We start from the raw sequence: 25,960 nt of genomic DNA, 5'->3' as shown, positions 1-25,960 counted from the left end.
GGATCCTTGTAGGGGAATTGGCGATGGTAACGTTCAGATATCAGGTGATGGTGCGTCCGGTCTTGTGCCGTCGCGTTGTTATGCACTGACTATAGGGCTAACGGAGAGCTTTGCGATAGACCGCGTTTTTGTTCCATTATGAAACACAACTACCTTTCTGCCGTTTCATAATGGAACTCTGCCGCCACTTTTTTAACCGGTAAAGCGAGCTGGCGCACAGCCTAACGTATAACTGCGTAAAGAGTGGATTCCACGGGCGTTTCAGCTTTAATTTTGACCATCTTTCCCCTATTCTTACCGCCACTACTGGGAAAGGGCGAAAACAGCCCGACTGATGGGATTAATAACGATGAAACGGACAAAAAACATCAACCAAGAGACGTTCCGCAAATCCTGGCGCAGCTACCGCGTTGCGCCCGTAGCCTTGGCAATCAGCGGCGTATTTATGCTGGCCGGCTGTGAAAAAACCGATGAAACGGTCTCGATGTATCAAAATGCCGACGAGTGTTCGCGCACTAACCCTTCCATGAGCGAACAGTGCACCACCGCCTATAACAACGCCCTGAAAGAAGCCGAAAAAACCGCGCCTAAATACGCCAGCCGTGAAGACTGCGTGGCCGAATTCGGTGAAGCGCAGTGTACTCAGGCCCCCGCTCCGGCACAGGCCGGCATGGCGGCAGAATCGCAAAGCAGCGGCAGTTTCTGGATGCCGCTGATGGCAGGCTACATGATGGGCCGTATGATGGGCGGTTCCGGCTTTGCCCAACAGCCGCTGTTCACCTCCAAAAACGCTGCCAGCCCGGCCAACGGCAAGTTCGTTGACGCCACCGGCAAGAGCTATGGCCCAGCCACCGCCGGCGGCCGCACCATGACGGTGCCGAAAACCGCGATGGCGCCAAAACCGGCGGTAACCAACACCGTTACACGCGGCGGCTTTGGCGAATCCGTGGCCAAGCAAACCAGCATGCAGCGCAGCAGCGCGACCTCCGGCAGCTCACGCAGCATGGGCGGTTAAGGCATGAAACGCGTTGCGATTACCGAGCGCCCGGATTGGCGCGAAAAAGCGACCGAATTCGGCTTCAAATTCCACACCATGTACGGCGAGCCGTACTGGTGTGAGGATGCCTATTACCAATTTACGCTGGCGCAAATTGAAGAGATTGAAAGCGCCACCGCCGAGCTGCATCAGATGTGTCTGCAGGTGGTGGAGAAAGTGGTCGGCAGCGATGCGCTGATGGCCAAATTCCAGATCCCGAAGCACACCTGGGATTTCGTGCGCAGCTCATGGCGCACCAGCCAACCTTCGCTGTACTCGCGTCTCGATCTGGCCTACGACGGCGTCAATCCGCCCAAGTTGCTGGAGAACAATGCCGATACGCCAACCTCGCTGTATGAAGCGGCCTTCTTCCAATGGCTGTGGCTGGAAGACCAGATCAACGCCGGCAACCTCAGCCCGGAGTCCGATCAGTACAACAGCCTGCAGGAAAAGCTGATTGAGCGTTTTGCCGATCTGAAAGCGCACCACGGCTTCGGTCTGCTGCATCTGGCCTGCTGCCAGGACAGCGAAGAAGATCGCGGCACGGTGCAATACCTGCAGGACTGCGCACTGGAAGCCGGCGTGCCGACCGAGTTCCTGTTTATGGAAGAGATTGGTCTCGGCGAGAAGGGTCAGTTTACCGATCTGCAAAACCAGGTTATCGGCAATTTGTTCAAGCTTTATCCGTGGGAGTTTATGCTGCGCGAGATGTTTTCCACCAAGCTGGAAGATGCCGGCGTGCGCTGGCTGGAGCCGGCGTGGAAAAGCATCATCTCCAACAAGGCGTTGCTGCCGATGCTGTGGGAAATGTTCCCGGATCACCCTAACCTGCTGGCGGCCTATTTCGCGCAGGACGAGCATCCACAGCTCGATCACTACGTCACCAAGCCGCTGTTCTCACGCGAAGGCGCCAATATCCAGATCGTGCAGAACGGTCAGGAAGTGGCGCGCGTTGACGGCCCGTACGGTGAAGAAGGCATGATTGTGCAACAGTTCCACCCGTTGCCGCAGTTCGAGGGCAGCTACACGCTGATCGGCAGTTGGTTGGTGGACGATCAGCCCTGCGGTATCGGCCTGCGTGAAGATCGCGAGTTGATCACTCAGGATCTGTCGCGCTTCTACCCGCACATCATTCTCGGTTGACGAAGACTCGCCAGACACCTGAAATGCAAACGCCAGTCTGAGACTGGCGTTTTTTATTTAACCGACCTGCACCGACAACATGCTCAACGCTCCCATCTCGATGCCGTCCACAGGCACGGATATCGCTTCTTCACCATCCCAACTGCCCAGCACGTACAGCAGCGGCAAATAATGTTCCGGCGTCGGGTTCGACAACGCCGCCCCCTGATGTTGCATGAAATTCACCAAAGGATGGTTATCTCCCTGATAATTCAGATTATCACGCACGTACCTGTCAAAGGACTCCGCCCACGGATAAGGGGTGGCGTCACCTTGCCATTTCACCATCCGCAGGTTATGCACCACGTTGCCGCTGGCGACAATCATCACCCCCTGCTCACGCAGCGCCGCCAGTTTGCGGCCCAGCTGGTAATGGTATTCAGCCGGTTTGGTGCCGTCGATACTGAGTTGTACGATCGGGATATCCGCGTCGGGGTACATCTTGATCAAGACTCCCCAGGTGCCGTGGTCCAGCCCCCATTCGCTGACATCCGCCGTGACCTCAATCGGCGCAAGCAACTGCTGCAACTGGGCAGCCAGTTCAGGAGAGCCCGGCGCCGGGTACTGAGTATCAAACAGCGCCTGCGGGAAACCGCCAAAATCATGGATGGTTTTCGGCTTTTCCATCGCGGTCACCGCGGTGCCACGGGTGTACCAGTGCGCAGAAACGGCGACGATGGCTTTCGGGCGCGGTAACGTTTCACCCAACGTACGCCATGCCAGGGTGTAGCGATTTTCTTCCAGCGCGTTCATCGGACTACCGTGGCCGAGGAAAAGAGCAGGCATACGAGAGGTGTTCATACATAATCCTTGGTTAGTCATCACAGGTTCTGATAAGAAGATTACGCCGTTTGCCACGGCAACACAGCCGGATAACCATGATGATCATCTTCAATAAATTTGAATGGTTTAAACAATCGAAGTCATCCGTCAAACCCGCTCGATTTCAGCTGTGACTCTGTTAGTATCAGAAAATAAACAACAATTATCAGCATATTAAGGAGGCTATTCTGTCAGTACCCCTGATCCTGACCCTGCTGGCCGGCGGAGCCACCTTTGTCGGTGCCCTGTTCGGCGTCATCGGCCAAAAACCGTCCAACCGGATGCTGGCCTTTGCCCTCGGCTTTGCCGCCGGAATTATGCTGCTGATTTCACTGATGGAAATGCTGCCTGCGGCGCTGCACACCCAGGGTATGTCGCCGATACTGGGCTACGGCATGTTCATGCTCGGCCTCTTGGGCTATTTTGCGCTGGACCGGCTACTGCCGCATCAGCACCCGCAGGATTTGCAGCAAAAGCCGCTCACTCCCTATAACCTGAAACGCACCGCAATGCTGCTGACGCTCGGCATCAGCCTGCACAATTTCCCGGAAGGCGTCGCTACTTTCGTCACCGCCAGCGCCGATCTGGAATTGGGGATGGGCGTCGCGCTGGCAGTCGCCATCCACAATATTCCTGAAGGATTGGCGGTTGCCGGGCCGGTGTATGCCGCAACCGGCTCAAAAACCAAAGCGCTGCTGTGGTCGGGCATTTCCGGTATGGCAGAAATTCTCGGCGGCGTGCTGGCGTTCCTGCTGCTCGGCCCGATGATCTCGCCGGTCGTGATGGCGTCGATTATGGCAGCGGTGGCCGGTATCATGGTGGCGCTGTCGGTAGATGAATTGATGCCGCTGGCCAAAGAGATCGACCCGCACAACAACCCCAGCTACGGCGTGTTATGCGGAATGGCGGTCATGGGGTTCAGCCTGACGCTGTTGCAAAGCGGCGGCATCGGTTAACGCCGATTCTGACTGGCGGGGCCACCCACCCCCGCCAAATCGAATGCCTTCCAGGCAATTCATAACCTATATGAATATCAAAGCATTACTGCCACACAGGTCTAAATTGTGAGCAATTTGTATATGATTTGTTAATTCAAAATATACAATGAATTTCTCTGCCGGCTCCCCGTCGGCAGGTTCCGGCGCTACGGTGAAAACGTCACACCCTCCGCGCTCGGCAACACGGAACTCAAGCACAACAAGGAGGAATTCATGTTCAGACCCACAATGACAACCTGCCTGGCTCTTTCCGTTACCCTATGCACCGGGTGGGTAGCAGCCGTCTGCGCAGAGGAAAAAGCGCAATTGGTGCAGCGCGAAGATCCTTACTTCAAACAGGCGCAGGAACAGCTGCAACAAAAGCTGGCACAACCTAAAAACACCAATCGAGCGAAAAACGTCATTCTGGTCGTTGGCGACGGGATGGGATTTTCAACCGTTACCGCAGCACGCATTTTCGAAGGGCAACAACGCGGCGTCGACGGCGAATCTAACGTGTTGGCATGGGAAGCCTTCCCCTACCTGGCCGCAGCCAAAACTTACTCTGCCAATGCCCAGATAACCGACTCCGCCCCCAGCGCAGTCGCCATGACCACCGGCGTCAAAACTCTCAATGACCTCATGGGGCTGGACCATACGGCGAGCCTTAACGACTGCGAGGATCAGAAAACCAAAACGGTCACCACCCTGTGGGAGATGGCCGCCTCCCTCGGCATGTCCACCGCGACCATCACCCATGCCACTCCCGGCGCCACCTATGCCCATATCGCTAACCGAGACTGGGAATCCGATGCAAAAATGCCGGCCGAAGCCCTGGCCGCCGGCTGCAGCGATATTGCTCGCCAGTTGGTTGAGATGAAATACGGCAACGGCCTCAACGTCGCCATGGGCGGCGGGCGCGCCAACTTCCTGCCGGAGAGTGCAACCGATCCTGAATATTCCGCTAAAAAAGGCAACAGGAAGGATGGTCGTGACCTGACGCAAGCCTGGCTAAAACGCTACGGTGAACGCGGCAGCTACGTGTGGAATCAATCGCAGTTCGATCGGATCGACCCCGCGAAGGTTGATCATCTGTTGGCCCTGTTTGAACCGTCGCATATGAACTTCGACCACGATCGGCGGGAAGATGCAGCGGGTGAGCCTTCTCTGGCCGAAATGACCGGCAAGGCCATCGATATACTGGCCAGGAACCCCGAGGGCTATCTGTTGCTGGTTGAGGGTGGGCGTATTGACCACGGCAGCCATAACGGCAATGCCTATCGCACCCTGACCGATACGGTAGCTCTCAATGAAGCGGTAAAAACCGTAATCCGCAAAGTTGACCTGGACGAGACGCTGGTGGTGGTGACCGGCGATCATAGCCATACGCTCACCCTTGCCGGCTATGCCAAACGGGGCAATCCGATCCTCGGTATCTCAATCGGCGTCAACGGCAAACCGCTGCTGGGCAGCGACGGCAAGCCCTATACCACGGTCAGCTTCGCCAACGGCCCCGGCGGTGTCATTCCGCTGCAGGAGCGCCCGGCGCTCACCATGGAGCAGGCCAGCGCACCCGACTTTATCCAGCCGGCGCTGGTGCCGATGAAGAGCGAAACGCATGGGGGTGAGGATCTCGGCATCTACGCCATCGGCCCTTGGTCGCACCTGTTCCAGGGGACGGTCGAGGAGAACTACACGTTCCATGTGATGAACTACGCCAGCCGTATCGGCGAACGTCTGTCGAATCTGTAGCCCTTTGTTAAACCGATAAAAAAAGCCGCATTACGCGGCTTTTTTTATCGTCGAAGACCAGGCTGAATCAGCTGGCTTTCTGCTCGTGGGCCTGGCGGTAAGCCACCAGATCCTCGATGGTCAACACAGTCATATCATGCTGCCTGGCGAAAGTGATCACTTCCGGGGCATGCGCCATGCTGCCATCGTCGTTGGTCAGTTCGCACAACACACCGGCAGGTTTGAAACCGGCCATTGCCACCAAATCGATGGTCGCTTCGGTGTGACCACGGCGGCTCAGCACCCCGCCCGGTTGCGCACGCAGCGGGAACACGTGGCCAGGGCGGTTCAGATCGCTCGGCTTGGCGTTATCGGCAACCGCCGCACGGATGGTGGTCAGGCGATCGGAAGCGGAAACGCCGGTGGTCACGCCCTGCGCCGCTTCGATAGTCACGGTGAAAGCAGTCTGGAACTGGCTGGAATTGTTGGTCACCATCATCGGCAGCTCAAGCTGCTGACGGCGGTCTTCAGTGATGCACAGGCACACAATACCGCTGCCGTGACGAATGGTCAGCGCCATTTGCTCAACGGTCATGGTTTCTGCGGCGAAGATCATATCACCTTCGTTTTCACGATTTTCATCATCAAGCACCATCACACCGCGCCCGTTGCGCAATGCTTCAAGAGCGCGTTCAACGCGTTCTACCGGCGTGCCGAAATCTGAAAGTAGCGTCTGATTCATGGTAAAAAACCTCATTAGAAAATTATGGATTACCAGAACCAGGGCGATCTTGAGGAGTAGCTATAGCAATAGCTAAAAAAATAACGCAAGCGGGCGCAAGCCCGGCAGATACCGTTACTCTCTCCCATCCGGACTATAACCGTCGGCCCCGGAATTACACCGGATCTGCTGACCTCTAACCAGGCTACGAGAGACTGGCTGAGCGCTCGCGGGCTTTCACCGTAGAAGGTGATTTACCGCCGGTGGGGACTTGCACCCCGCCCTGAGAATAAGCATTCTGACTATAACGCTAATGATTAATCAGGGCAATTGGCAAAAGCACAATTCGGCCCCCTGCGGAGAATGCGGTTATTGGTTTATCCGGCGGGCAACTCGCATTACACTAGGCAACAGCTATTAAACTCTGAAAGGGATACGCCATGATTGACCCGAAAAAAATTGAACAGATCGCACGCCAGGTTCATGAGTCCATGCCTAAAGGCGTTCGTGAATTCGGGGAAGACGTCGAGAAGAAAATCCGTCAGGTGCTGCAATCACAGCTCACTCGCCTGGATTTGGTCAACCGCGAAGAGTTCGACGTGCAAACCCAGGTGCTGCTGCGCACCCGTGAAAAACTGGCGTTACTGGAACAGCGTATGAGCGAGCTGGAAAGCAAGCTGAACGCAGCGCCGGCAGCGCAACAGCCAGACGCAGAATAAGGCTTCACCAAGGGCGCGATACCGCGCCCTTATTAGGGCTCGATCGCCACCCGCGGCCTGCGCGGCAGCAGCAGCCAAATCAGCGCGAACATCCCCAACGCATAGAGGCTTTTCCAGCCGATAATCACCATCAGCAGCAGGCACAGCACCAAACCTGTCGCCGCCATCAGCCGTGAACGCCCGTGCAAAATTCGGCACCCCGCCAGCATGCACAGCAGATAAATCAGCACAAAAATACCATTGGCATACACCAACAGCGTATCCAGCGGCAGCTTCAGCGTATAAATCAGCAAGGTGAACAGCAGGCAGCAGCCCACTACCGCGCTCAATGCGTTGACCGGCGCCTGCCCGGCAGACAGTTTTGCCAGCGAGCTGGACGGCCGATCCTGTGCCTGCGACCACACCAGCCGGGCAAAACTCTGCGTATAGATATTCACGCTGGCGAAACAGGCCAGATAACCAATGATGCAGGCAACCCACAACGCATGCTGCCCAAACAGTTGCACCACGATGCCGGGCAGCGACGCGGCGGCAGCCTGATGCTCGCCGTAAGCGTGGAAATGCAGCACCGCCACGGTGCAGCCCCAGTAGACCGCCCCGGCGACCAACATGCCAAGCAGTAGCGCACGCGGGAAATCGCGCTCGGGGTTACGGAATTCCGTCGCCAAATGCGCGAACGCCTCCAGGCCGACAAAACACCAGAACATCACCGCCAGCGCATGGAACAAATTGGGGGGAGAAATTTCGTCTATTGCAGGCCAGGGGATTTGGGCAGGCGAGATGTCGCCTCGCCACCAGATCGCGGCCACCAGCGCCACCACCAGAATGGCGATCAGCGTTTGAATATTGGCGCTGGAGCCCGCGCTACGCGTTCCCAGCAGCCAAATCGCCACCAATGTGGCGATCTGTACCAGCAACAGGCCATTGGCGCTCCAACCGAGCGTGGCCTGCCAGAACCCGGCGGCAATTTGCAAGGCCGCCGGCAGGCCAACCGGGATCACCGACAGAAACAACCAGCCGGTGACCCTCGCCATGCGCGGGCCAAAGGCCATACCGACAAAGTGCGCAGCACCACCGGCGCTGGGGAAGTGGCGGCCCAAAGCCGCAAAGGCGATGGCAATAGGGAAGACCAACGCAATCAGCACCGGCCAGGCCCACAGGCTATCGCCCTGCGCCACCTGTGCCGCCAGTGCCGGAACGGCAAACACCCCGGTACCCAGCAATGAAGTGGACAATAACCCGACGCCCTGCGCCAACCCCAGTTCCTGCTTCAGTCCACTCACTGACCACCGCCATTTTATCCGTCATACTTCAAGCCGCATCCACGTTGGCTGCTCTTACTCACCCGAATCACTTACTCGTGTAAGCTCATCGGGACTCACTCGATTGCCGCCTCGATGCAACTCGAATTATTTAGGCTAAAAAAGAAGGCGTTAACCACGCCCGTCTTTGATTGCCTTGATGATGTTGGTGGTCGACAGGCCGTCTTCAAAGTTCAGTACCTTGACGTCGCCGCCGTTGGCCCACACTTCGGCACTGCCGGCGATATCTTCAGGTTTGTAGTCACCGCCTTTCACCAGCAGATCCGGCAGGATGTCGGCGATCAGGCGCTGCGGCGTGTCTTCTTCAAACGGCACTACCCAGTCCACCGCTTCCAGCGCGCCAAGCACGATCATGCGGTTTTCCAGCGCGTTGACCGGGCGGGTTTCACCTTTCAGACGTTTGGTGGAAGCATCGCTGTTCACCGCCACAATCAGGCGATCGCCCATTTTGCGGGCATTAGCCAGATAGGAAACATGGCCAGCATGCAGAATGTCGAAGATACCGTTGGTCATCACCACTTTCTCACCGCGCTGGCGGGCCTGCGCCACGGCTGTTTTCAACTGGGCTTCGGTCATTACGCCAAAGCCGGTTTCGGCACGGCCGCGCACTGCGTTTTCCAGTTCGATTGGCGAAACGGTCGAGGTCCCCAGCTTGCCCACCACCACGCCGGCGGCGGCATTGGCCAGGAAACAGGATTCTTCCAGGGTATTACCGGCGGCCAGAGCAGCAGCCAGCACGCCAATCACGGTATCGCCGGCGCCGGTCACGTCAAACACTTCCTGCGCCAGCGTTGGCAGATGCAGCGGCGCAATGCCCGGTTGCAGCAGCGTCATGCCATGCTCGGAACGGGTAACCAGCAGCGCGGAAAGATCAAAATCCGCCACCAGTTTCATGCCGCGTTCAACCAATTCGGCCTCGTCTTTGCAGTGGCCTACCACCGCCTCAAACTCGGACAGGTTTGGCGTCAGTAACGTCGCACCGCGATAGCGCTCAAAATCGGAGCCTTTAGGATCGATGAGCACCGGCACCTTGGCGGCGCGTGCCAGTTGGATCATGCTTTGCACCTGGCTCAATGCGCCTTTGGCGTAGTCGGACAGCACCAGCGCGCCAATGTGCGGCAGCGCCTGCTGGATGCGTTCCAGCATCGGCTGCGGATCGACGTTGGAAAAACCTTCTTCGAAATCGAGACGGATCAATTGCTGATTACGCGACAGCACACGCAATTTGGTGATGGTCGGGTGCGTCGGCACCGAGACAAAATCACAGCGCACGTTCACTTCGTTCAGTTTGGCGCTCAGCGCCCGCGCCGCGTCATCAATGCCGGTCAGGCCCACCAGGCGTGAGTTGGCGCCCAGCGAAGCAATGTTCATCGCCACGTTAGCCGCACCGCCCGGACGCTCTTCGATGGTATCAACCTTGACCACCGGCACCGGCGCTTCCGGTGAAATACGGCTGGTCGGGCCATACCAATAGCGATCCAACATGACGTCACCCACCACCAATACCCCGGCGCGGCGAAAATCAGGCAGCGTAACTTTCATCCGATAACTCCAAAAAAGTCCAAAATTTTAGTGGCGCAGATATTACCACAGACGTCCGTAATACCTGCAAAACGTATTGCGCAACCGGCCTTGTCAGCCCAGCCATTTCGCCCAACTGGCGCGTACCTGCTCACGTTCGGCGGCGAACAGCTCACTACTGACCTTGCTGGAATGCTCTTGCAACGCCAGATGATGGATCTCATCGCGCATGGTGACGTAAGCCTGGGTCAGCGCGCGCGCTTCCTCTTCCGGCATGATGTCGTAATTGGCCATCAGCTCGAAAATGCGCACGTTATCCGACCAACGCGTCAGACGCGGCTCGGCACTCGCATAGCCTAAGACCAGATACTGGGCAATAAATTCGATATCGGTGATGCCACCCTCGTCGGCTTTGATATCAAACAGCTCGCGTTGCTTGCTCCCGAGGTGATTGCGCATTTTCTCGCGCATCTCGCGCACCTCCTTCTGCAAGGTTGCAGGGTCGCGCGGTTTGCACAGGATTTCACGGCGGATGACGTCAAACTGTTGATGCAAAACCGGATCGCCGTGCACGATGCGCGCCCGCACCAGCGCCTGATGTTCCCAGGTCCAGGCCTCGTTCTGTTGATAATCGGCAAACGCCTCGACGGTGCTGACCAGCATGCCGGCAGCGCCCGAAGGCCGCAGGCGAGCATCCACCTCATACAAAATACCGGACGAGGTGCGAGTGCCGAACAGGTGCATCACCCGCTGCGCCAGGCGCAGATAGAACTGGCGGCCATCAATGCAGCGTTCGCCGTCGGTCATCACGTCCGGCGGGCAATCGAGGATAAACACCAGGTCAAGATCGGAACTGTAGCCCAGTTCCCAACCGCCCAATTTGCCGTAGCCAATCACCGCAAAACCGCGCCCTTCCCGCTCTTGCAAATGGGTTGGCTGGCCGTAGCGCGCCACCATGTCGCTCCATGCCTGCTGCACCACCACGTCGATGATCGCCTCTGCCAGATAAGTGAGGTGATCGCTGACTTTCATCACCGGCAGCGCGCCGGAGATATCCCCGGCGGCGATACGCAGTTGCTGGGCCTGCTTGAACTGGCGCAACGCTTCCAGCTTTTGCTCTTCGTCGTCTTCCGGCACCCGCAGCAGGTACTGGCGCAGCTCGCTGCGGTAGGCGTCCGGCGCCACCGGCTGATACAACGTCGCCGGTTCCAGCAGTTCATCCAGCAGCAGCGGATAGCGCGACAGCTGATTGGCGACCATCGGCGAAGCGGCGCACAGGCGAATCAAATGGTTAAGCGCCGCGTGGTACTCCACCAGCAGCTCAAGATAGGTGGTGCGGGTCACAATGCTCAGCAGCAGTTGCGTCAAACGCAGCAGCGCGGTCGGCGCATCCCGACGCGGGCACACCTCGGCCAACAAGCGCGGCATCAGTTGATCGAGTACGTCGCGGCCGCGCGGGCCAATGGTGCGTTTGTCTACGTCATGCCGGAATTCGGCAATGATACGCAGCACCTGCCTGCGCGCGTCTTCATCCAGATGCGGGGTCAGCGGCGCCAGTTCGTTCTCTTCAAGCGCGTCCTGCCACAGACTGTGATAGTGCTGATAATCGGGATCTTCGCCTACATCGGGGCTATCATCGCCAATCAGGTCGTTAAATACCGCCCTTACTGCCTGCATATGGGTTTCCAACGCCGCCAACAGCGCCGGCCAGTCGCTGAACCCCATGCCCCAGGCCAGACGCGCCTGATCGAGCTCATCCTGCGGCAGCGTTTGGGTCTGTTGATCGGCAATCGCCTGCAGCAGGTTTTCCAGCCGGCGCAGGAACAGATAGCTGGCGCTTAGCGCCTGCGCCTGTTGCGGCTCCAGCAGCCCCAGTTCACCCACCGCTTGCAATGTCGGCAGCAGCGAACGCCCTTGCAGCATCGGCTCGCGCCCGCCGCGGATAAGCTGGAACACCTGGGTGATAAATTCAATTTCGCGAATGCCGCCGGCGCCCAGTTTTATGTTGTCTTTCAAACCGCGCCGCCGCACTTCACGCGCGATCATGCCTTTCATGTTGCGCAGCGACTGGATCACGCTGAAATCGATGTAACGGCGGAACACGAACGGCCGCAGGGTTTTGCGCAGCTCCTGGCTGTAAGCGTCCTCAGATCCGCCCATCAGCCGCGCCTTTACCATGGCGTAACGCTCCCAGTCACGGCCCTGCTCCTGATAATAATCTTCCAGCGCGGCAAAACTCATCACCAGCGGGCCGCTGTCGCCGAAAGGCCGCAGCCGCATGTCTACGCGATAGACAAAGCCGTCAATGGTTTGCTGATCCAGCGCTTTGATCAGCCTCTGCCCCAGACGGGTGAAGAACTGGGCGTTATCCAGCTCACGCCGCCCGCCCTGGGTCTGACCGTTTTCCGGGTAGGCGAAGATCAGATCGATATCGGACGAGAAGTTCAGTTCACCGCCGCCCAATTTCCCCATGCCGAGGATCAGCAGCGGCTGCGGAACGCCCTGTGCGTTGCAAGGCGTGCCCCACTCGCGGCAACAGGTTTGGTACAGCCAGTCGCGGGCGCTGACGATCAGCGTTTCCGCCAACCTGCTCAGTTGCAGCAGCGTTTCTTCCGTGCTGCACAGGTTCAGCGCCTGCGCCCAAGCGATCCTCACCAGCGTCTCGCGGCGGAACAGGCGCAACACGCGCATCAGCTGCGTTTCGTCACGCACCTCTTCCAGGGAGTCCTGCAACCAGGCGGCATAGTGTTGCCACTCATCCGCCACCGGCGGTTGCTTGCGCAGCGTCTCCAGCCATGCAGGCTGGTTGAGCAACATGTCGCTGACAAAGTCACTTGACGCTAAAACCCACTGTTCCTGACTGCTGAGCGCGCAATCCGCGCCCTGAGTTTCCTGAAAACGCTGCACGATGTTCTGTGCCTGAGCCTGTAACGCGCACGAGAGTGGCAACATAGTGAATGATCCGTCCTGCGGCCTGCGCCTCGCAGGCCGGCTTGATTAGCGGAGCGCGCCGTTTAACCAGAATGGCGCATGCGATAAAGCCTGCTTGCGGGTGGCCTCGTACCAACCCTGACGCCGTTCAGCCACCGCCAGCTGCAGCTCGCGCCAGCTTTCGATGTACGGGCCGGTTTCGTCGTCCGGATATGCGCCCGACAGCAGGATAAATGCCGAGACCTGGCGCGTCAGACGCGGCAGCTGTTCTTCATACTCGTCGTCATTGAGCGTGCGGGTGAAGGCTTCTTTCAGCTCGGCGGCGCTGCGCCCAAGCATGATGTCGCTGAAACGTTTGAAAGAGCCGTCCAGCTTGGCCTGGGCTTTGGCGTCGATAAACGGCCGCCAGGCACCGGTCACCAGCCACGATGTGAGCGCCAACTTACATTGCAGGTATTCTGCGCTGTAGCACAGCACCTGCGGTTTGATGGTCTTATCAACCAGCAGCGGCTCCAGCGCAGTCAGCCGGGCGCGCAGATCGGCGCTTGCCTTGCGCGGCACCAGGCCGCCGAAGACAACCAGCGCCTGGCGGATCAGAGCAATCGCTTCCATTACCGAACGGCGAGCCTGGCCATCGCCGCGTAGCCACAGTTCTTCGTGATACTGCCAATGGCTCAACCCCAGTTCAAAACCGGCAACCATCCCCTGTTCAACGCTGGATTTGGCCGCTGGCTTCAATACCGCCAACGGGTGGCGCTCGCGCGGGAGGTTGCCCTGCGCCAAATGATAACCGCGCGCCGCCTTGCTCAGGCTACCCTGACGCAGACCGCCGTGTTCTGCCAGTGCGTTGGCCAACGCCAGCAAATCGGCGGTGTTGCCTTCTTTAAGCTCCAGCTCAATCTCGCACAGCGCTTCGTTCAGTTCACCCGCGCTCACTTCACCCTGGTCCAGACCAACTTCAATCTCGCTCTTACCGTAAGTGACCACCCACTTCTCACGCACGAAATCGGTGCGGAACAGCGGTTGCAGTTGCTGCTGCAATGCCGGGATGTCGCAACCCTGTGGCCAGATATCCGCCGGGAACAAATCCAGCGCCAGCTCCGGCTTGGCGATCGCCACGTTGTATTCCGGACGCTGGTGCAGACCCGCCACCACCTTACCGGCAGTTTTGATGGTCATTTCGTAACTGTCGTCAAAACCGCGAATGCGCAGCCCCATATCATGGGTGCGCAAAAAATTGTCGGCGGTTTCGAAGTAAATATTGGTCAGCTTTTGCGGCGCCGAATGCTGATGCGGCCAGGCGGCCAGTTGCTGCGGCAAAGCGGCGACGGCATCCGGGGTAGCAATAAATTTCAATTCTATTTCAACGGTCATAAGTCTTTTACACCAATAAGTTACGCATTCGCGTCAGCCTTCACGGCGGCGGACTCTGCCTGCCGCGCTCTGCCCGATGACGCACAGTTTCCGTTATATTACCGCGATTCCCGGCGCCTTAACCCTGCTAACTGCAGAAAAAACCTGTTACGTTATAAAACGCTGCGCAACTCACAGAATCTGCCACAGTAAGATAGTTCTCATTCCGGTTTTTGCGTTGCGTCGTCAGACTGAACGCTCTACTATCGTTCCATAAATTCACACAGAAACGATGAACTAATGCAGAAATTACGCCTAATTTGCCTTGCCGTGCTGAGCTTCAGCATCACTTGGGGCGCACATGCCGAAGATAAGCGCTATATCTCCGATGAATTGAGTACTTATGTCCACAGCGGCCCGGGTAATCAGTACCGTATTGTCGGTACTCTGAACGCCGGTGAAGAAGTCACCCTGTTGAGCGTAAATGACAGCACCAACTATGGCCAAATCCGCGATCCGAAAGGCCGCACTATCTGGATCCCGCTCGACCAGCTCAGCCAGACGCCAAGCCTGCGCACTCGCGTGCCTGCGCTGGAACAACAGGTGAAAACCCTGACCGACAAGCTGGCCAATATCGACAACAGCTGGAACCAGCGCACGGCGGAAATGCAGCAAAAAGTGGCTGCCAGCGACGGCACCATCAGCGGCCTGCAGCAGGAAAATCAAGATCTCAAAAATCAGCTGGTCGTGGCCCAGAAGAAGGTTAACGCGGTTAACCTGCAGCTCGACGACAAACAGCGCACCATTATCCTGCAGTGGTTCATGTACGGCGGCGGCGTTGCCGGCGTTGGCCTGCTGCTCGGCTTGCTGTTGCCGCACCTGATCCCGCGTCGCAAGAACAGCAATCGCTGGATGAACTGATTTCAGTATCGTTCAGTTTGAGATTGGCGCCTGCGGGCGCCTTTTTTATTGGCTTCGGCACGGCCCGGCTAATTGAGGTAATCTGGTCAACAGAGTCCCAGAATCATGCAGGAGCATAATAGTGAAGATCTACCTGGTCGGCGGCGCCGTCCGCGACAGTTTGCTTGAGATACCGGTTTTCGACCGCGACTGGGTGGTGGTAGGCGCTGCGCCTGCAGAACTGCTGGCGCAGGGGTATCAACAGGTCGGTAAAGACTTCCCGGTGTTTCTCAACCCTGAGACCCATGAAGAATATGCGCTGGCGCGCACCGAGCGTAAATCGGGCCAGGGGTATACCGGCTTTACCTGTTACGCCGCGCCGGACGTGACGCTGGAAGAAGACTTGCAGCGCCGCGATTTGACCATCAACGCCATCGCTCGCAGCACCGACGGTGAGCTGATCGATCCTTTCCACGGCGTGGCCGATTTGCAAGCGCGCGTACTGCGCCACGTTTCCGATGCCTTCGGGGAAGATCCGCTGCGCGTGCTGCGCGTGGCCCGTTTTGCCGCCCGCTTTGCCCATCTGGGTTTTACCATTGCCCCGGAAACCGCTGAGCTGATGCGCCACATGGCGCTCAGCGGTGAACTAGCGACGCTGACCGCCGAACGGGTATGGAAGGAAACCGAAAAAGCGCTGCAAAGCCAGAGCCCGCAGGTGTATTTCCAGGTGCTGCGCGACTGCGATGCGCTGGCAGTGCTATTCCCCGAGATCGACGCCCTGTTCGGCGTACCGGCCCCGGCCAAGTGGCACCCGGAGATCGACACCGGCATTCATACCCTGATGACGCTGGCTATCGCCGCCCAGCTCAGCCCTGACGTCGACGTACGCTTCGCGGCACTGTGCCACGATCTCGGTAAAGGGCTGACGCCGCAAGAACTCTGGCCACATCATCACGGTCACGGCCTGACCGGCGTTAAGCTGGTCGACGAGCTATGCCAACGTTTACGGGTGCCCAACCCGGTGCGCGATTTGGCCAAACTGGTGGCCGAATATCACGATCTGATTCATACCGTAAACAAGCTGCGTCCGGAGACCCTGTTGAAGCTTTTCGATGCGGTAGACGTCTGGCGTAAACCGCAGCGGCTGGAACAGATGATCCTGACCAGCGAAGCGGACGCGCGCGGCCGTACCGGGTTTGAAAACAATCCCTATCCGCAGGGCGACTATTTGCGCCAGGCTTTCCGGGTGGCAAATGCCGTCTCGGTAAAAGAGGTCGTGGCCAGCGGCCTGCAGGGGCTGGCGATCCGCGATGAGCTAAAACGCCGCCGCCAGCAGGTGCTGGCCGACTGGAAACTCACCCAGGATATCCCTCTCGATCAGGCATAAAAAAACCCCGCAAAGCGGGGTTTTTCATTGACGCTGTCGCTTACATGAAGACCATGTAAACCACGGCGGCAACGATAAAGCGGTAGATGGCGAACGGCACGAACGAGATGCGTTTGATCAGTGACAGGAAGGTCTTGATCGCGATCAGTGCCACCACGAAAGCGGTCGCAAAACCGACGGCAAACATCGGCAGGTCGCCCATCGTCAGGAAGTGCAGGCTCTTGTACAGATCCAGACCGCTGGCGCCAATCATCATCGGCACCGCCAGAATAAAGGAGAACTCAGAAGCCGCATAACGGTTCACGCCCACCAACATACCGCCGGCAATGGTAGAGCCTGAACGGGAGAAACCCGGCCACAGCGCCAGACACTGGAAACAGCCGATCATAAACGCCTGACGGTAGGTGATGTCGTCCAGCCCTTCCGCACTCGGCTTTTTCGGCTTCAGCCATTCCGCCGCCAGCAGCAGGAGACCGCCGACCACCAACGCATACATCACGTTCTTTGGTGCGAACAGCGACTTGATGAAATCATGGAATAACAGCCCCAGCACCACCGCAGGGATCATCGCCAGCAGGATATGGCCCAGCTTTAACCGCCCAGCGGTCTTGCCTTCGTGCTCCACCGGCTTACCGCCAAAGTGAATGCCGATCAGGCCGAACAGACGGCGCCAGAACATCACCACCACCGCCAGAATCGATCCCAGCTGAATAATGACTTCAAAGGTTTTGGCCTTGTCGCCGGTAAAGCCCAGCCACTCGCCAACAATAATCATGTGCCCTGTAGAGGAGACCGGCAAAAATTCAGTTAACCCTTCGACCACCCCAAGAACAAACGCGATAAACAGTGAATGCATGTCCGCCATGTGTTTCGCTCACCCTATAAATTTGCGACTACCAACATAAAAAAGCGGCAGTGTTCAATACATTGCCGCTAAAACAATTCTCAGGTTCAGACCAGGTTAACGGTCTTTAGTTGCACGCGCATGACAGGAAGTCACACCGGCCGGGTACCACGCTCAATAATGACCCCAACCCGGGTGGCGTGTGCAACTGCGCCCGGTTTGCTGACCTTAATACGGACCCACGGGGAATTGAAGCGCTGGAGTAAAATTTCAGATATTTCCTCTGCCACCCGCTCCACCAACGCAAAACGATTCGGCTCTACGTGCTGGATGATGGCTTCGCTGATATCGGCATAGCTCAGACAGTCGTTTACGTCGTCGCTGGCAGCGGCCTGGCGGTTGTCCCAGCCCATTTCGATATCGAACACCAGCTTCTGACGAATGTTTTGTTCCCAATCATAAACGCCAATGGTAGTAATAACGGTAAGCTCTTCAATAAATACGATATCCATCACGTCATTCTCTGTTTTTGGCCTTGCCGGATACCACTTCCAGCGGAATATGCGTATTATCCATAGATGTTGCTAGTAAAACGACCATTATTAAACGGAACCGCGTTATGAGTGCTACCGCGCTTGGCATGATTATCTTCGCGTATCTGTGTGGCTCAGTTTCCAGTGCGATCCTGGTTTGTCGGATCGCCAGGCTGCCCGATCCGCGTGAACATGGCTCAGGGAATCCAGGGGCCACCAACGTCCTGCGCATCGGCGGTCGCCTGGCGGCGGCGGCGGTGCTGGTGTTCGATATTCTCAAGGGAATGCTGCCGGTTTGGCTGGCATACAAGCTGGAGGTACCGCCGCTGTATCTGGGCCTGACGGCGATCGCCGCCTGCCTGGGGCATATTTATCCGGTGTTCTTCCATTTCCGCGGCGGTAAAGGCGTGGCGACGGCCTTTGGTGCCATAGCGCCGATAGGTTGGGATCTTACCGGCCTGATGACCGGCACCTGGCTGCTGACCGTGCTGCTCAGCGGTTATTCCTCGCTGGGCGCGATTGTCAGTGCCTTGATTGCCCCTTTTTACGTTTGGTGGTTCAAACCGCAGTTCACCTTCCCGGTGGCGATGCTGTCTTGCCTGATTTTGATGCGGCACCATGACAACATCCAACGCCTGTGGCGTGGGCAGGAAGGGAAAATCTGGGACAAGTTCCGCAAGAAAAAAGCGGATGCGGCGGATCAGGAAGAAAAGAAAGAATCGTGAAGTAAAAGGCCGGAAATCTCCGGCCTTATGTCTATCATACCGCAGGCAATTCTGCCAACGGCCAGCGCGGGCGCACCGAAACGCTCAGTTCCGGGTTGGCACCGCTCTTCAGCCGCACCAAGCCCGCATAGGCGATCATCGCGCCGTTATCGGTACAGAATTCCGGACGGGCATAAAACACCTCACCACCGCGTTTATGCATCATTTCCGCCATTTTGGTGCGCAGAGTGCGGTTGGCGCTGACGCCGCCGGCCATCACCAGGCGTTTGAAGCCAGTCTGCTCCAGCGCACGTTTGCATTTTATCGCCAACGTATCCACCACCGCATCCTCAAACGCGCGAGCTATGTCCGCACGTGTCTGGTCATCATTACCGTTGGAACGAATGGTGTTGGCGGCAAAGGTCTTCAGCCCGGAGAAGCTGAAATCCAGCCCCGGACGATCGGTCATCGGGCGCGGGAAGGTGAAACGGCCCGCAATGCCCTGTTGCGCCATCGTCGACAACATCGGCCCGCCAGGGTAATCCAGCCCAAGCAGCTTGGCGGTTTTATCGAAGGCTTCACCGGCCGCATCGTCTATCGACTCGCCAAGCAGTTCATACTGCCCAATGCCGGTCACGCTGATCAACTGCGTGTGACCGCCGGAAACCAGCAACGCGACAAACGGGAATGCCGGCGGATTGTCTTCCAGCATCGGCGCCAGCAGGTGGCCTTCCATGTGGTGCACCGGCACCGCTGGCACGTTCCAGGCAAACGCCAGCGCGCGACCAATGGTGGCGCCGACCAGCAATGCGCCCACCAGGCCAGGCCCGGCAGTATAGGCGACGCCGTCGATATCGGCGGCGGTCAGGTTCGCTTCCTTCAAGGCCGCCTGAATCAGCGGCACGGTTTTACGCACGTGATCGCGGGAGGCCAGCTCCGGCACTACACCGCCGTAATCGGCATGCAGCTTCACCTGGCTGTATAACTGATTCGCTAATAAGCCGGTCTGATCGTCATACACTGCAATGCCGGTTTCATCGCAGGAGGTTTCTATACCCAGTACTCGCATTACCCTTTCCCATCATTCACGTGCGGCCTGCAGTTTACCACAATCATGCCTATTTACCGCCAGCACGGCACATCTTGTCGCTGGCCAAAGGCTATGTTGATGATTCCAGCCATAAATGCCGGTTTGATTAAAAACGAGCATTTTTTTCTGATTAGACTATAATCAGCGCCCGATGCAAAATTGCGCACGTTTTACCAGGGCGGCGCAGGTTTCAATTTGCTGTGGTGCTTTACAAAGCAGCATCCGTTGAAGTAAAATTCCGCACCATTTTGAAAAGGCTGGCGCTTGGCCAGCAGCAAACCGAATTTTATTGAGGTGAGAGGCACATGCCGGTAATTAAAGTACGTGAAAACGAGCCATTTGACGTTGCTCTGCGTCGTTTCAAACGCTCTTGCGAGAAAGCAGGCGTTTTAGCTGAAGTTCGTCGTCGTGAGTTCTATGAAAAACCGACTACCGAACGTAAACGCGCTAAAGCTTCCGCTGTGAAACGTCACGCGAAGAAACTGGCTCGCGAAAACGCACGCCGCACTCGTCTGTATTAATTCTTCGGGGGTAACCCCGCCGCGTGAATTTCTGATTTTAAAAATCGCGCAGACCGTGTAGTTGCATACGAAGGCCGTGCTTTCCGAAAGGAATGCGCGGCTTGTTCTCGTTTATAGGCTAGTAAAGTAAGGGCTTATGGCTGGACGAATTCCGCGTGTATTTATCAATGACTTGCTGGCTCGCACCGACATCGTCGATCTGATCGACGCGCGTGTAAAGCTCAAGAAGCAAGGCAAGAACTATCACGCGTGCTGTCCGTTCCATCACGAAAAAACGCCTTCATTTACCGTTAATGGCGAAAAGCAGTTTTACCACTGTTTTGGTTGTGGTGCGCACGGTAACGCCGTCGACTTTCTGATGAATTACGACAGACTGGAGTTTGTCGAAACCATCGAAGAACTGGCGACCATGCACGGGCTGGAAGTGCCTTACGAGGCAGGAACCGGGCCAACCCAGATCGAGCGTCATCAGCGTCAAAGCCTGTATCAACTGATGGAACAGCTCAGTACGTTCTATCAACAGTCACTGCATCAGCCTTCCGGCACGCCGGCGCGTAATTATCTGCAACAGCGCGGGCTCAGTGACGACGTTATCCGCCATTTTGCCATCGGCTTCGCACCTGCCGGTTGGGATAACGCATTGAAACGTTTTGGTCGTGACGCCGACACGCGTCTCGCATTGAACGATGCCGGCATGCTGGTGACTAACGATCAAGGCCGCACGTACGATCGTTTCCGTGAGCGCGTGATGTTCCCAATTCGCGACAAACGCGGGCGAGTGATCGCCTTTGGCGGACGCGTATTGGGTGACGGCATGCCGAAATACCTGAACTCGCCGGAAACCGAAGTATTCCACAAAGGTCGTCAGCTGTACGGCCTGTATGAAGCGCAGCAGAACCACCCTACCCCGCAACGTTTGCTGGTAGTGGAAGGCTATATGGACGTGGTGGCACTGGCGCAATACGGCATCGATTATGCCGTCGCCTCGCTCGGAACCTCAACGACGGCTGAACATATTCAACTGCTGTTCCGCGCCACCGATAACGTTGTCTGCTGCTATGACGGTGACAGAGCCGGTCGCGAAGCGGCCTGGCGTGCACTGGAAACCGCGCTGCCCTATCTTAACGACGGGCGCCAACTGCGGTTTATGTTTTTGCCCGACGGCGAAGACCCGGACACATTGGTCCGAAAAGAAGGCAAAGATGCCTTCGAACAGCGAATGGAGCTGGCGCAGCCGCTTTCCACTTTCCTGTTCGAAACGCTGATGCCGCAGGTAGATTTGAGCAGCCCGGACGGCCGCGCCAAGCTGAGTACGCTGGCACTGCCACTGATTACTCAGGTGCCGGGCGAAACGTTGCGCTTGTACCTGCGCCAACAGCTCGGCAGCAAGCTTGGCCTGCTCGATGACAGCCAGCTAGACAAGCTGATGCCCAAACAGGCTGAAAATGCGAATACTTATCAGGCGCCCCAGCTAAAACGCACAACCATGCGTATACTAATAGGGTTACTGGTACAAAATCCGCAACTGGCTACACTTATCCCTTCACTCGAGGGATTGGAGCAGACCAAACAGGCGGGTTTACCGCTGTTTGTCGAGCTGGTGCAGACCTGCCTGGCCCAGCCGGGGCTGACAACCGGCCAATTGTTGGAGCAATATCGCGACAACAAATTGAGCCAGCAGCTTGAAACCTTGGCGACATGGAACCATATGATCGTTGAGGACAGGGTCGAGCAGACATTTTTGGATACCTTGGCCAGCCTGTACGACTCCGTACTGGAGCAGCGGCTGGAGACATTGATCGCGCAGGCCAGAACGCACGGCCTGAGCCCGGAAGAACGTGAAGAAGTCCGTTCTCTCAATCAGGTTTTAGCGAAGAAAAACTGAATACCAAACGGCTTAAGTGCCGATAAATGCGAGGGCAGAGCCCTGCAATATGCCGCCACAGTGGGCCGCGGCAACAACAAAAACGCCCCAAATGCTATTGTTGGCGGTTTCGCCGACCGACACCAACCTAAATACTCTGAAGTGTGGATACCGTCTTATGGAGCAAAACCCGCAGTCACAGCTTAAACTTCTTGTCCAACGTGGTAAGGAGCAAGGCTATCTGACCTATGCTGAGGTCAATGACCATCTGCCGGAAGATATCGTCGACTCCGATCAGATCGAAGACATCATCCAGATGATTAACGACATGGGCATCCAGGTGATGGAAGAAGCCCCGGACGCCGATGACCTGTTGCTGGCTGAAAACTCAAACAGCACAGACGAAGATGCGGAAGAAGCTGCCGCACAAGTCCTGTCCAGCGTTGAATCTGAAATTGGCCGGACCACCGACCCGGTGCGCATGTACATGCGTGAAATGGGTACCGTTGAACTGCTGACGCGCGAAGGCGAAATCGACATCGCCAAGCGTATTGAAGACGGTATCAACCAGGTTCAGTGCTCGGTTGCCGAATACCCGGAAGCCATTACCTACCTGCTGGAGCAGTACGATCGCGTTGAAGCCGGCGAAGCCCGCCTGTCCGACCTGATCACCGGTTTCGTCGATCCTAATGCGGAAGAGGACATCGCCCCAACCGCAACGCACGTCGGTTCTGAGCTGTCCACCGAAGAGCAGAACGACGACGAAGAAGACGAAGAGGAAGACGACGACGCTGAAGACGACAACAGCATCGATCCGGAGCTGGCACGTCAGAAATTCACCGACCTGCGCGATCAGTATGAAGCGACCCGTCTGGTCATCAAAAAGAACGGCCGTAGCCACGCCAGCGCAGCAGAAGAGATTCTGAAGCTGTCTGAGGTGTTCAAGCAGTTCCGCCTGGTGCCAAAACAGTTCGACTTCCTGGTCAACAGCATGCGCATCATGATGGACCGCGTTCGTACTCAGGAACGTATCATCATGAAGCTGTGCGTTGAACAGTGCAAAATGCCGAAGAAAAACTTCGTCACTTTGTTCGCCGGCAACGAAACCAGCGACTCCTGGTTCGAAGCGGCGCTGGCGATGGCCAAGCCATGGTCAGAGAAGCTGAAAGACGTAACGGATGACGTACAGCGCAGCCTGCAGAAACTGCGTCAGATCGAAGAAGAGACCGGCCTGACCATCGAGCAAGTGAAGGACATCAACCGTCGCATGTCTATCGGCGAAGCGAAAGCCCGCCGCGCGAAGAAAGAGATGGTTGAAGCCAACTTGCGTCTGGTTATTTCTATCGCCAAGAAATACACCAACCGCGGTCTGCAGTTCCTGGACCTGATTCAGGAAGGCAACATCGGTTTGATGAAAGCGGTAGACAAGTTCGAATACCGCCGTGGTTATAAGTTCTCAACTTACGCCACCTGGTGGATCCGTCAGGCCATCACCCGCTCTATCGCCGACCAGGCGCGTACCATCCGTATTCCGGTGCACATGATTGAGACCATCAACAAACTCAACCGTATTTCGCGCCAGATGCTGCAAGAGATGGGCCGCGAACCGACGCCGGAAGAGCTGGCTGAACGCATGCTGATGCCGGAAGACAAAATCCGCAAAGTGCTGAAGATCGCCAAAGAGCCGATCTCCATGGAAACGCCGATCGGTGATGATGAAGATTCACATCTGGGCGATTTCATCGAGGATACCACCCTCGAGCTGCCGCTGGATTCTGCCACCTCGGAAAGCCTGCGTTCTGCAACGCACGACGTATTGGCCGGCCTGACCGCCCGTGAAGCGAAAGTGCTGCGCATGCGTTTCGGCATCGATATGAACACTGACCATACGCTGGAAGAAGTGGGCAAACAGTTCGACGTTACCCGTGAGCGTATTCGTCAGATCGAAGCCAAAGCCCTGCGTAAACTGCGCCACCCAAGCCGTTCCGAAGTGCTGCGCAGCTTCCTGGACGACTAAGGCCAGCGGTTAGTTGCAAACAAAAAACCCCGGCCTGCCGGGGTTTTTTATTGCCTGAAATCCTGGAATCACTCCAGCGCCAGGAACAGCTCGCGGTAGCTCTCGGTAAGCTGCTCCAGCGTGGCGCGGTTCAGCCCGCTGGGATTAGGCAATACCCACACCTCGGTTTTGCCGATCGTCATCTCCTGCCGCCCCCAGGGCGCATTTTTCACCCCGAAGGCACTGCTGAACGCCTGCTTGCCCAGAACCGCCAATGCACGCGGCTGGAATTGCAGGATTTTGTCTTTTAACGCCTCCCCGCCGCTGCGCAACTCTTCACGCGTCACTTCGCTGGCTGCGACCGTCGGGCGCGCCACCAACGCGGTGATGCCACAGCCGGTGTCCTGCAACTGCTGCCAATGCTCCGGTGCCAGTTGGCGCTGGGTGAAACCGGCCTGATGCAGCACCTTCCAGAAACGGTTGCTGCCATTGGCAAAGGGATAGCCCTGATGGGCGGAGGAAAGGCCGGGATTGATGCCGCAAAACACCACCCGCAAGTTTGGCGCCAAAAGATTCATGGGTCTGTGAGGTCCGATAAAAGGGATTTACATCGGTTATCGCAAAATCCGCCAGCAATTACAACAGACTACAACTGCGCAGAAAAACAACATACAGGCGGCAAACAGTAGACCTGCACCGAAGGATTACCGTATAATCTCGCCGCTTGGCCCCTTAGCTCAGTTGGTTAGAGCACGCGACTCATAATCGCTTGGTCACTGGTTCAAGTCCAGTAGGGGCCACCAAACAAAACAAGGAGTGAGATGAGAAATCGTTTCACTCTTTTTCTTTTTATCCGAATCGTGCCAGGCAAGGAATTCATTCCAACCGTCTTCAAGCTCGCTGCCAACATTCCCGGATAGTGCTTCGCCACAATATCGTTCATTTTTCTGTCAGACCACACCGCTTGAAAGTACTGCTCGCGCTCCTCTTCTGAAAGTTAATACCGTGAAAAACCTAAGTTTCCTCTTGGTAAATTACCGACAGATAACAGCCTTGCGGGCCAATTCCTATCCGAACTAGAATCAGAGCTTAAACAACGAGGCTTTCAGCATGACAAAAAAAACGGCACATCGTCAGATTACCAACGCTCAAATCTACCGCTCAGTTGCCAGCTTAACCGCTATTGAGACAGGCGTTTCCGTGCAAAAAATTGAGCAGCAACTCAAACAATATCAGGCCCAAGCCAAAGCCGTTGGTCTCGCCCGTTAATCTGGCAAAATATCGCTCACCAGTTGCATCATGGGGCTGTAGTTACCTGAGACACCCGCCTGAATCGCTTTAAAGTAAAACGCCTTATGCTCGTCCCATAAGCTGTAATCGAGTAAGCCCTTTCCCGCCTGAACCGACAGTACATCGCAAAGTAGCCGCGACAGACGCCCGTTACCTTCTCTGAATGGATGGATTAAAATAAACTCCACATGGCATTCAGCCAGATAGCGAACCAGCTCCCGGTGAGCAAAGGATTTCAGCCCACCAGACCGGGAAAGAAACTGCTTATCAAAACCAGCGATCAGCAACGGGATCCTGTCGGCAGCGGCAAACTGGAAGCCGTCCTTAGCCAGGTTAGCGTTACGCAGCCTCCCTGCCCAGTCGTACACATTCCCCAACCATTGGCGATGCCACTCACTGATGTGTCCAAAAGCCAGATGGCCCTCACTCAACGCTGCCAAAGCGAATCGCGGCCTTCCTGATGCACATCGCAACGCCGCAGCCCGATGTCACGCAACTGACAACGACTCATTGAGT

Annotated in this window: 23 protein-coding genes, 1 tRNA gene and 1 riboswitch; of the genes, 13 read left to right on the top strand and 11 right to left on the bottom strand. The window is 56.9% G+C overall.

The features are described from left to right. The first annotated feature begins 349 nt into the window (after nt 1-349). Nucleotides 350-1,015 (top strand): DUF1190 family protein, encoded by a 666-nt coding sequence (locus tag QZQ97_RS19005; protein WP_311994711.1) that lies wholly within the window; start codon nt 350-352, stop codon nt 1,013-1,015. Nucleotides 1,016-1,018: 3 nt separating this feature from the next. Then, nucleotides 1,019-2,179, top strand: a complete 1,161-nt coding sequence (locus tag QZQ97_RS19000; RefSeq protein ID WP_311994710.1) for a glutathionylspermidine synthase family protein — start codon at nt 1,019-1,021, stop codon at nt 2,177-2,179. A gap of 57 nt (nt 2,180-2,236) precedes the next feature. Here the strand turns inward: QZQ97_RS19000 and ygiD are convergent, their stop codons facing one another. After that, entirely contained in the window at nt 2,237-3,019 is a 783-nt protein-coding gene (ygiD, locus tag QZQ97_RS18995) for a 4,5-DOPA dioxygenase extradiol (protein WP_311994709.1), read from the bottom strand. 209 nt (nt 3,020-3,228) lie between these two features. Here ygiD and zupT point away from each other — a divergent pair, with 209 nt between their 5' ends. Both zupT and QZQ97_RS18985 read left to right on the top strand, forming a co-directional pair. Beyond that, the gene (gene zupT / locus QZQ97_RS18990) at nt 3,229-3,996 is read left to right on the top strand and encodes a zinc transporter ZupT (protein WP_311994794.1); all 768 of its coding nucleotides are present in this window, start codon (nt 3,229-3,231) and stop codon (nt 3,994-3,996) included. Between the two features lie 255 nt (nt 3,997-4,251). Next, on the top strand, nt 4,252-5,769 hold the full coding sequence (locus QZQ97_RS18985; RefSeq protein ID WP_311994708.1) for an alkaline phosphatase: 1,518 nt from the start codon (nt 4,252-4,254) through the stop codon (nt 5,767-5,769). Nucleotides 5,770-5,836: 67 nt separating this feature from the next. Here QZQ97_RS18985 and ribB read toward each other — a convergent pair whose 3' ends face one another. Further along, nucleotides 5,837-6,490: a 3,4-dihydroxy-2-butanone-4-phosphate synthase gene (gene ribB, locus QZQ97_RS18980; protein WP_311994707.1), complete on the bottom strand. Its 654-nt coding sequence runs from the start codon at nt 6,488-6,490 to the stop codon at nt 5,837-5,839. 112 nt (nt 6,491-6,602) lie between these two features. Further along, nucleotides 6,603-6,764, bottom strand: a riboswitch (FMN riboswitch). A gap of 145 nt (nt 6,765-6,909) precedes the next feature. Here ribB and ubiK point away from each other — a divergent pair. Beyond that, complete coding sequence (gene ubiK / locus QZQ97_RS18975) at nt 6,910-7,188, top strand: ubiquinone biosynthesis accessory factor UbiK (RefSeq protein WP_004948322.1); 279 nt, start codon at nt 6,910-6,912, stop codon at nt 7,186-7,188. Between the two features lie 32 nt (nt 7,189-7,220). Here ubiK and yjeH read toward each other — a convergent pair whose 3' ends face one another. From yjeH to QZQ97_RS18955, 4 genes are all read right to left on the bottom strand, one after another. Further along, nucleotides 7,221-8,471 (bottom strand): L-methionine/branched-chain amino acid transporter, encoded by a 1,251-nt coding sequence (gene yjeH, locus QZQ97_RS18970; protein ID WP_311994706.1) that lies wholly within the window; start codon nt 8,469-8,471, stop codon nt 7,221-7,223. 150 nt (nt 8,472-8,621) lie between these two features. Further along, nucleotides 8,622-10,052 carry a bifunctional D-glycero-beta-D-manno-heptose-7-phosphate kinase/D-glycero-beta-D-manno-heptose 1-phosphate adenylyltransferase HldE gene (gene hldE, locus QZQ97_RS18965; protein ID WP_311994705.1) on the bottom strand — a complete coding sequence of 477 codons (1,431 nt, stop codon included), beginning with the start codon at nt 10,050-10,052 and terminating at the stop codon, nt 8,622-8,624. A 93-nt stretch (nt 10,053-10,145) separates the two neighbouring features. Further along, entirely contained in the window at nt 10,146-12,983 is a 2,838-nt protein-coding gene (gene glnE, locus QZQ97_RS18960; RefSeq protein ID WP_311994704.1) for a bifunctional [glutamate--ammonia ligase]-adenylyl-L-tyrosine phosphorylase/[glutamate--ammonia-ligase] adenylyltransferase, read from the bottom strand. A gap of 45 nt (nt 12,984-13,028) precedes the next feature. Beyond that, nucleotides 13,029-14,336, bottom strand: a complete 1,308-nt coding sequence (locus tag QZQ97_RS18955) for an inorganic triphosphatase (protein ID WP_311994703.1) — start codon at nt 14,334-14,336, stop codon at nt 13,029-13,031. A gap of 279 nt (nt 14,337-14,615) precedes the next feature. Between QZQ97_RS18955 and QZQ97_RS18950 the strand changes: the two genes are divergently transcribed. Together QZQ97_RS18950 and QZQ97_RS18945 are read left to right on the top strand one after the other, a co-directional pair. Further along, entirely contained in the window at nt 14,616-15,236 is a 621-nt protein-coding gene (locus QZQ97_RS18950) for a TIGR04211 family SH3 domain-containing protein (RefSeq protein WP_311994702.1), read from the top strand. Nucleotides 15,237-15,357: 121 nt separating this feature from the next. Further along, on the top strand, nt 15,358-16,602 hold the full coding sequence (locus QZQ97_RS18945; protein WP_311994701.1) for a multifunctional CCA addition/repair protein: 1,245 nt from the start codon (nt 15,358-15,360) through the stop codon (nt 16,600-16,602). 40 nt (nt 16,603-16,642) lie between these two features. Here QZQ97_RS18945 and bacA read toward each other — a convergent pair whose 3' ends face one another. After that, on the bottom strand, nt 16,643-17,467 hold the full coding sequence (bacA, locus tag QZQ97_RS18940) for an undecaprenyl-diphosphate phosphatase (RefSeq protein ID WP_311994700.1): 825 nt from the start codon (nt 17,465-17,467) through the stop codon (nt 16,643-16,645). A 131-nt stretch (nt 17,468-17,598) separates the two neighbouring features. Next, nucleotides 17,599-17,958, bottom strand: coding sequence for a bifunctional dihydroneopterin aldolase/7,8-dihydroneopterin epimerase (gene folB, locus QZQ97_RS18935; RefSeq protein ID WP_311994699.1), 360 nt, complete (start codon nt 17,956-17,958; stop codon nt 17,599-17,601). A 107-nt stretch (nt 17,959-18,065) separates the two neighbouring features. Between folB and plsY the strand changes: the two genes are divergently transcribed. After that, nucleotides 18,066-18,704, top strand: coding sequence for a glycerol-3-phosphate 1-O-acyltransferase PlsY (gene plsY / locus QZQ97_RS18930; RefSeq protein ID WP_311994698.1), 639 nt, complete (start codon nt 18,066-18,068; stop codon nt 18,702-18,704). 34 nt (nt 18,705-18,738) lie between these two features. Here plsY and tsaD read toward each other — a convergent pair whose 3' ends face one another. Next, nucleotides 18,739-19,752: a tRNA (adenosine(37)-N6)-threonylcarbamoyltransferase complex transferase subunit TsaD gene (tsaD, locus tag QZQ97_RS18925; protein WP_311994697.1), complete on the bottom strand. Its 1,014-nt coding sequence runs from the start codon at nt 19,750-19,752 to the stop codon at nt 18,739-18,741. Between the two features lie 326 nt (nt 19,753-20,078). Between tsaD and rpsU the strand changes: the two genes are divergently transcribed. The 3 genes from rpsU to rpoD all read left to right on the top strand — a co-directional run bounded on the left by rpsU (nt 20,079) and on the right by rpoD (nt 24,175). After that, nucleotides 20,079-20,294: a 30S ribosomal protein S21 gene (rpsU, locus tag QZQ97_RS18920; protein WP_001144069.1), complete on the top strand. Its 216-nt coding sequence runs from the start codon at nt 20,079-20,081 to the stop codon at nt 20,292-20,294. A 136-nt stretch (nt 20,295-20,430) separates the two neighbouring features. After that, nucleotides 20,431-22,179, top strand: a complete 1,749-nt coding sequence (gene dnaG, locus QZQ97_RS18915) for a DNA primase (RefSeq protein ID WP_311994696.1) — start codon at nt 20,431-20,433, stop codon at nt 22,177-22,179. A 157-nt stretch (nt 22,180-22,336) separates the two neighbouring features. Continuing rightward, nucleotides 22,337-24,175: an RNA polymerase sigma factor RpoD gene (gene rpoD, locus QZQ97_RS18910; protein ID WP_311994695.1), complete on the top strand. Its 1,839-nt coding sequence runs from the start codon at nt 22,337-22,339 to the stop codon at nt 24,173-24,175. Between the two features lie 68 nt (nt 24,176-24,243). Here rpoD and mug read toward each other — a convergent pair whose 3' ends face one another. Continuing rightward, nucleotides 24,244-24,732 (bottom strand): G/U mismatch-specific DNA glycosylase, encoded by a 489-nt coding sequence (gene mug, locus QZQ97_RS18905; protein WP_311994694.1) that lies wholly within the window; start codon nt 24,730-24,732, stop codon nt 24,244-24,246. A gap of 148 nt (nt 24,733-24,880) precedes the next feature. Here mug and QZQ97_RS18900 point away from each other — a divergent pair. Continuing rightward, a tRNA-Ile gene (locus QZQ97_RS18900) sits at nt 24,881-24,957 on the top strand. A gap of 307 nt (nt 24,958-25,264) precedes the next feature. Further along, nucleotides 25,265-25,423 carry a hypothetical protein gene (locus tag QZQ97_RS18895; protein WP_311994693.1) on the top strand — a complete coding sequence of 53 codons (159 nt, stop codon included), beginning with the start codon at nt 25,265-25,267 and terminating at the stop codon, nt 25,421-25,423. On the opposite strand, the gene QZQ97_RS18890 is transcribed toward QZQ97_RS18895, so the two are convergent. After that, entirely contained in the window at nt 25,420-25,884 is a 465-nt protein-coding gene (locus QZQ97_RS18890; protein ID WP_311994692.1) for a Fic/DOC family protein, read from the bottom strand. The two genes, QZQ97_RS18895 and QZQ97_RS18890, sit on opposite strands and share 4 nt — an antisense overlap. Between the last annotated feature and the right edge of the window lie 76 nt (nt 25,885-25,960).

Source organism: Serratia sp. root2 (assembly GCF_031931805.1).
Taxonomy (GTDB): Bacteria; Pseudomonadota; Gammaproteobacteria; order Enterobacterales; family Enterobacteriaceae; genus Serratia; species Serratia inhibens.
Note: the sequence above shows the minus strand (reverse complement) of the source record. Positions and strands in the feature narration are given on the sequence as shown.

Bases quoted from the DNA above. Each gene is read 5' to 3' on its own strand.
- folB (WP_311994699.1), bottom strand. From the start codon at position 17,958: ATGGATATCGTATTTATTGAAGAGCTTACCGTTATTACTACCATTGGC.
- rpsU (WP_001144069.1), top strand. From the start codon at position 20,079: ATGCCGGTAATTAAAGTACGTGAAAACGAGCCATTTGACGTTGCTCTG.
- ribB (WP_311994707.1), bottom strand. From the start codon at position 6,490: ATGAATCAGACGCTACTTTCAGATTTCGGCACGCCGGTAGAACGCGTT.
- hldE (WP_311994705.1), bottom strand. From the start codon at position 10,052: ATGAAAGTTACGCTGCCTGATTTTCGCCGCGCCGGGGTATTGGTGGTG.
- QZQ97_RS18985 (WP_311994708.1), top strand. From the start codon at position 4,252: ATGTTCAGACCCACAATGACAACCTGCCTGGCTCTTTCCGTTACCCTA.
- rpoD (WP_311994695.1), top strand. From the start codon at position 22,337: ATGGAGCAAAACCCGCAGTCACAGCTTAAACTTCTTGTCCAACGTGGT.
- mug (WP_311994694.1), bottom strand. From the start codon at position 24,732: ATGAATCTTTTGGCGCCAAACTTGCGGGTGGTGTTTTGCGGCATCAAT.
- QZQ97_RS18895 (WP_311994693.1), top strand. From the start codon at position 25,265: ATGACAAAAAAAACGGCACATCGTCAGATTACCAACGCTCAAATCTAC.
- QZQ97_RS19000 (WP_311994710.1), top strand. From the start codon at position 1,019: ATGAAACGCGTTGCGATTACCGAGCGCCCGGATTGGCGCGAAAAAGCG.
- dnaG (WP_311994696.1), top strand. From the start codon at position 20,431: ATGGCTGGACGAATTCCGCGTGTATTTATCAATGACTTGCTGGCTCGC.
- glnE (WP_311994704.1), bottom strand. From the start codon at position 12,983: ATGTTGCCACTCTCGTGCGCGTTACAGGCTCAGGCACAGAACATCGTG.
- plsY (WP_311994698.1), top strand. From the start codon at position 18,066: ATGAGTGCTACCGCGCTTGGCATGATTATCTTCGCGTATCTGTGTGGC.
- ygiD (WP_311994709.1), bottom strand. From the start codon at position 3,019: ATGAACACCTCTCGTATGCCTGCTCTTTTCCTCGGCCACGGTAGTCCG.
- ubiK (WP_004948322.1), top strand. From the start codon at position 6,910: ATGATTGACCCGAAAAAAATTGAACAGATCGCACGCCAGGTTCATGAG.
- bacA (WP_311994700.1), bottom strand. From the start codon at position 17,467: ATGGCGGACATGCATTCACTGTTTATCGCGTTTGTTCTTGGGGTGGTC.
- tsaD (WP_311994697.1), bottom strand. From the start codon at position 19,752: ATGCGAGTACTGGGTATAGAAACCTCCTGCGATGAAACCGGCATTGCA.
- QZQ97_RS18950 (WP_311994702.1), top strand. From the start codon at position 14,616: ATGCAGAAATTACGCCTAATTTGCCTTGCCGTGCTGAGCTTCAGCATC.
- QZQ97_RS18955 (WP_311994703.1), bottom strand. From the start codon at position 14,336: ATGACCGTTGAAATAGAATTGAAATTTATTGCTACCCCGGATGCCGTC.
- QZQ97_RS19005 (WP_311994711.1), top strand. From the start codon at position 350: ATGAAACGGACAAAAAACATCAACCAAGAGACGTTCCGCAAATCCTGG.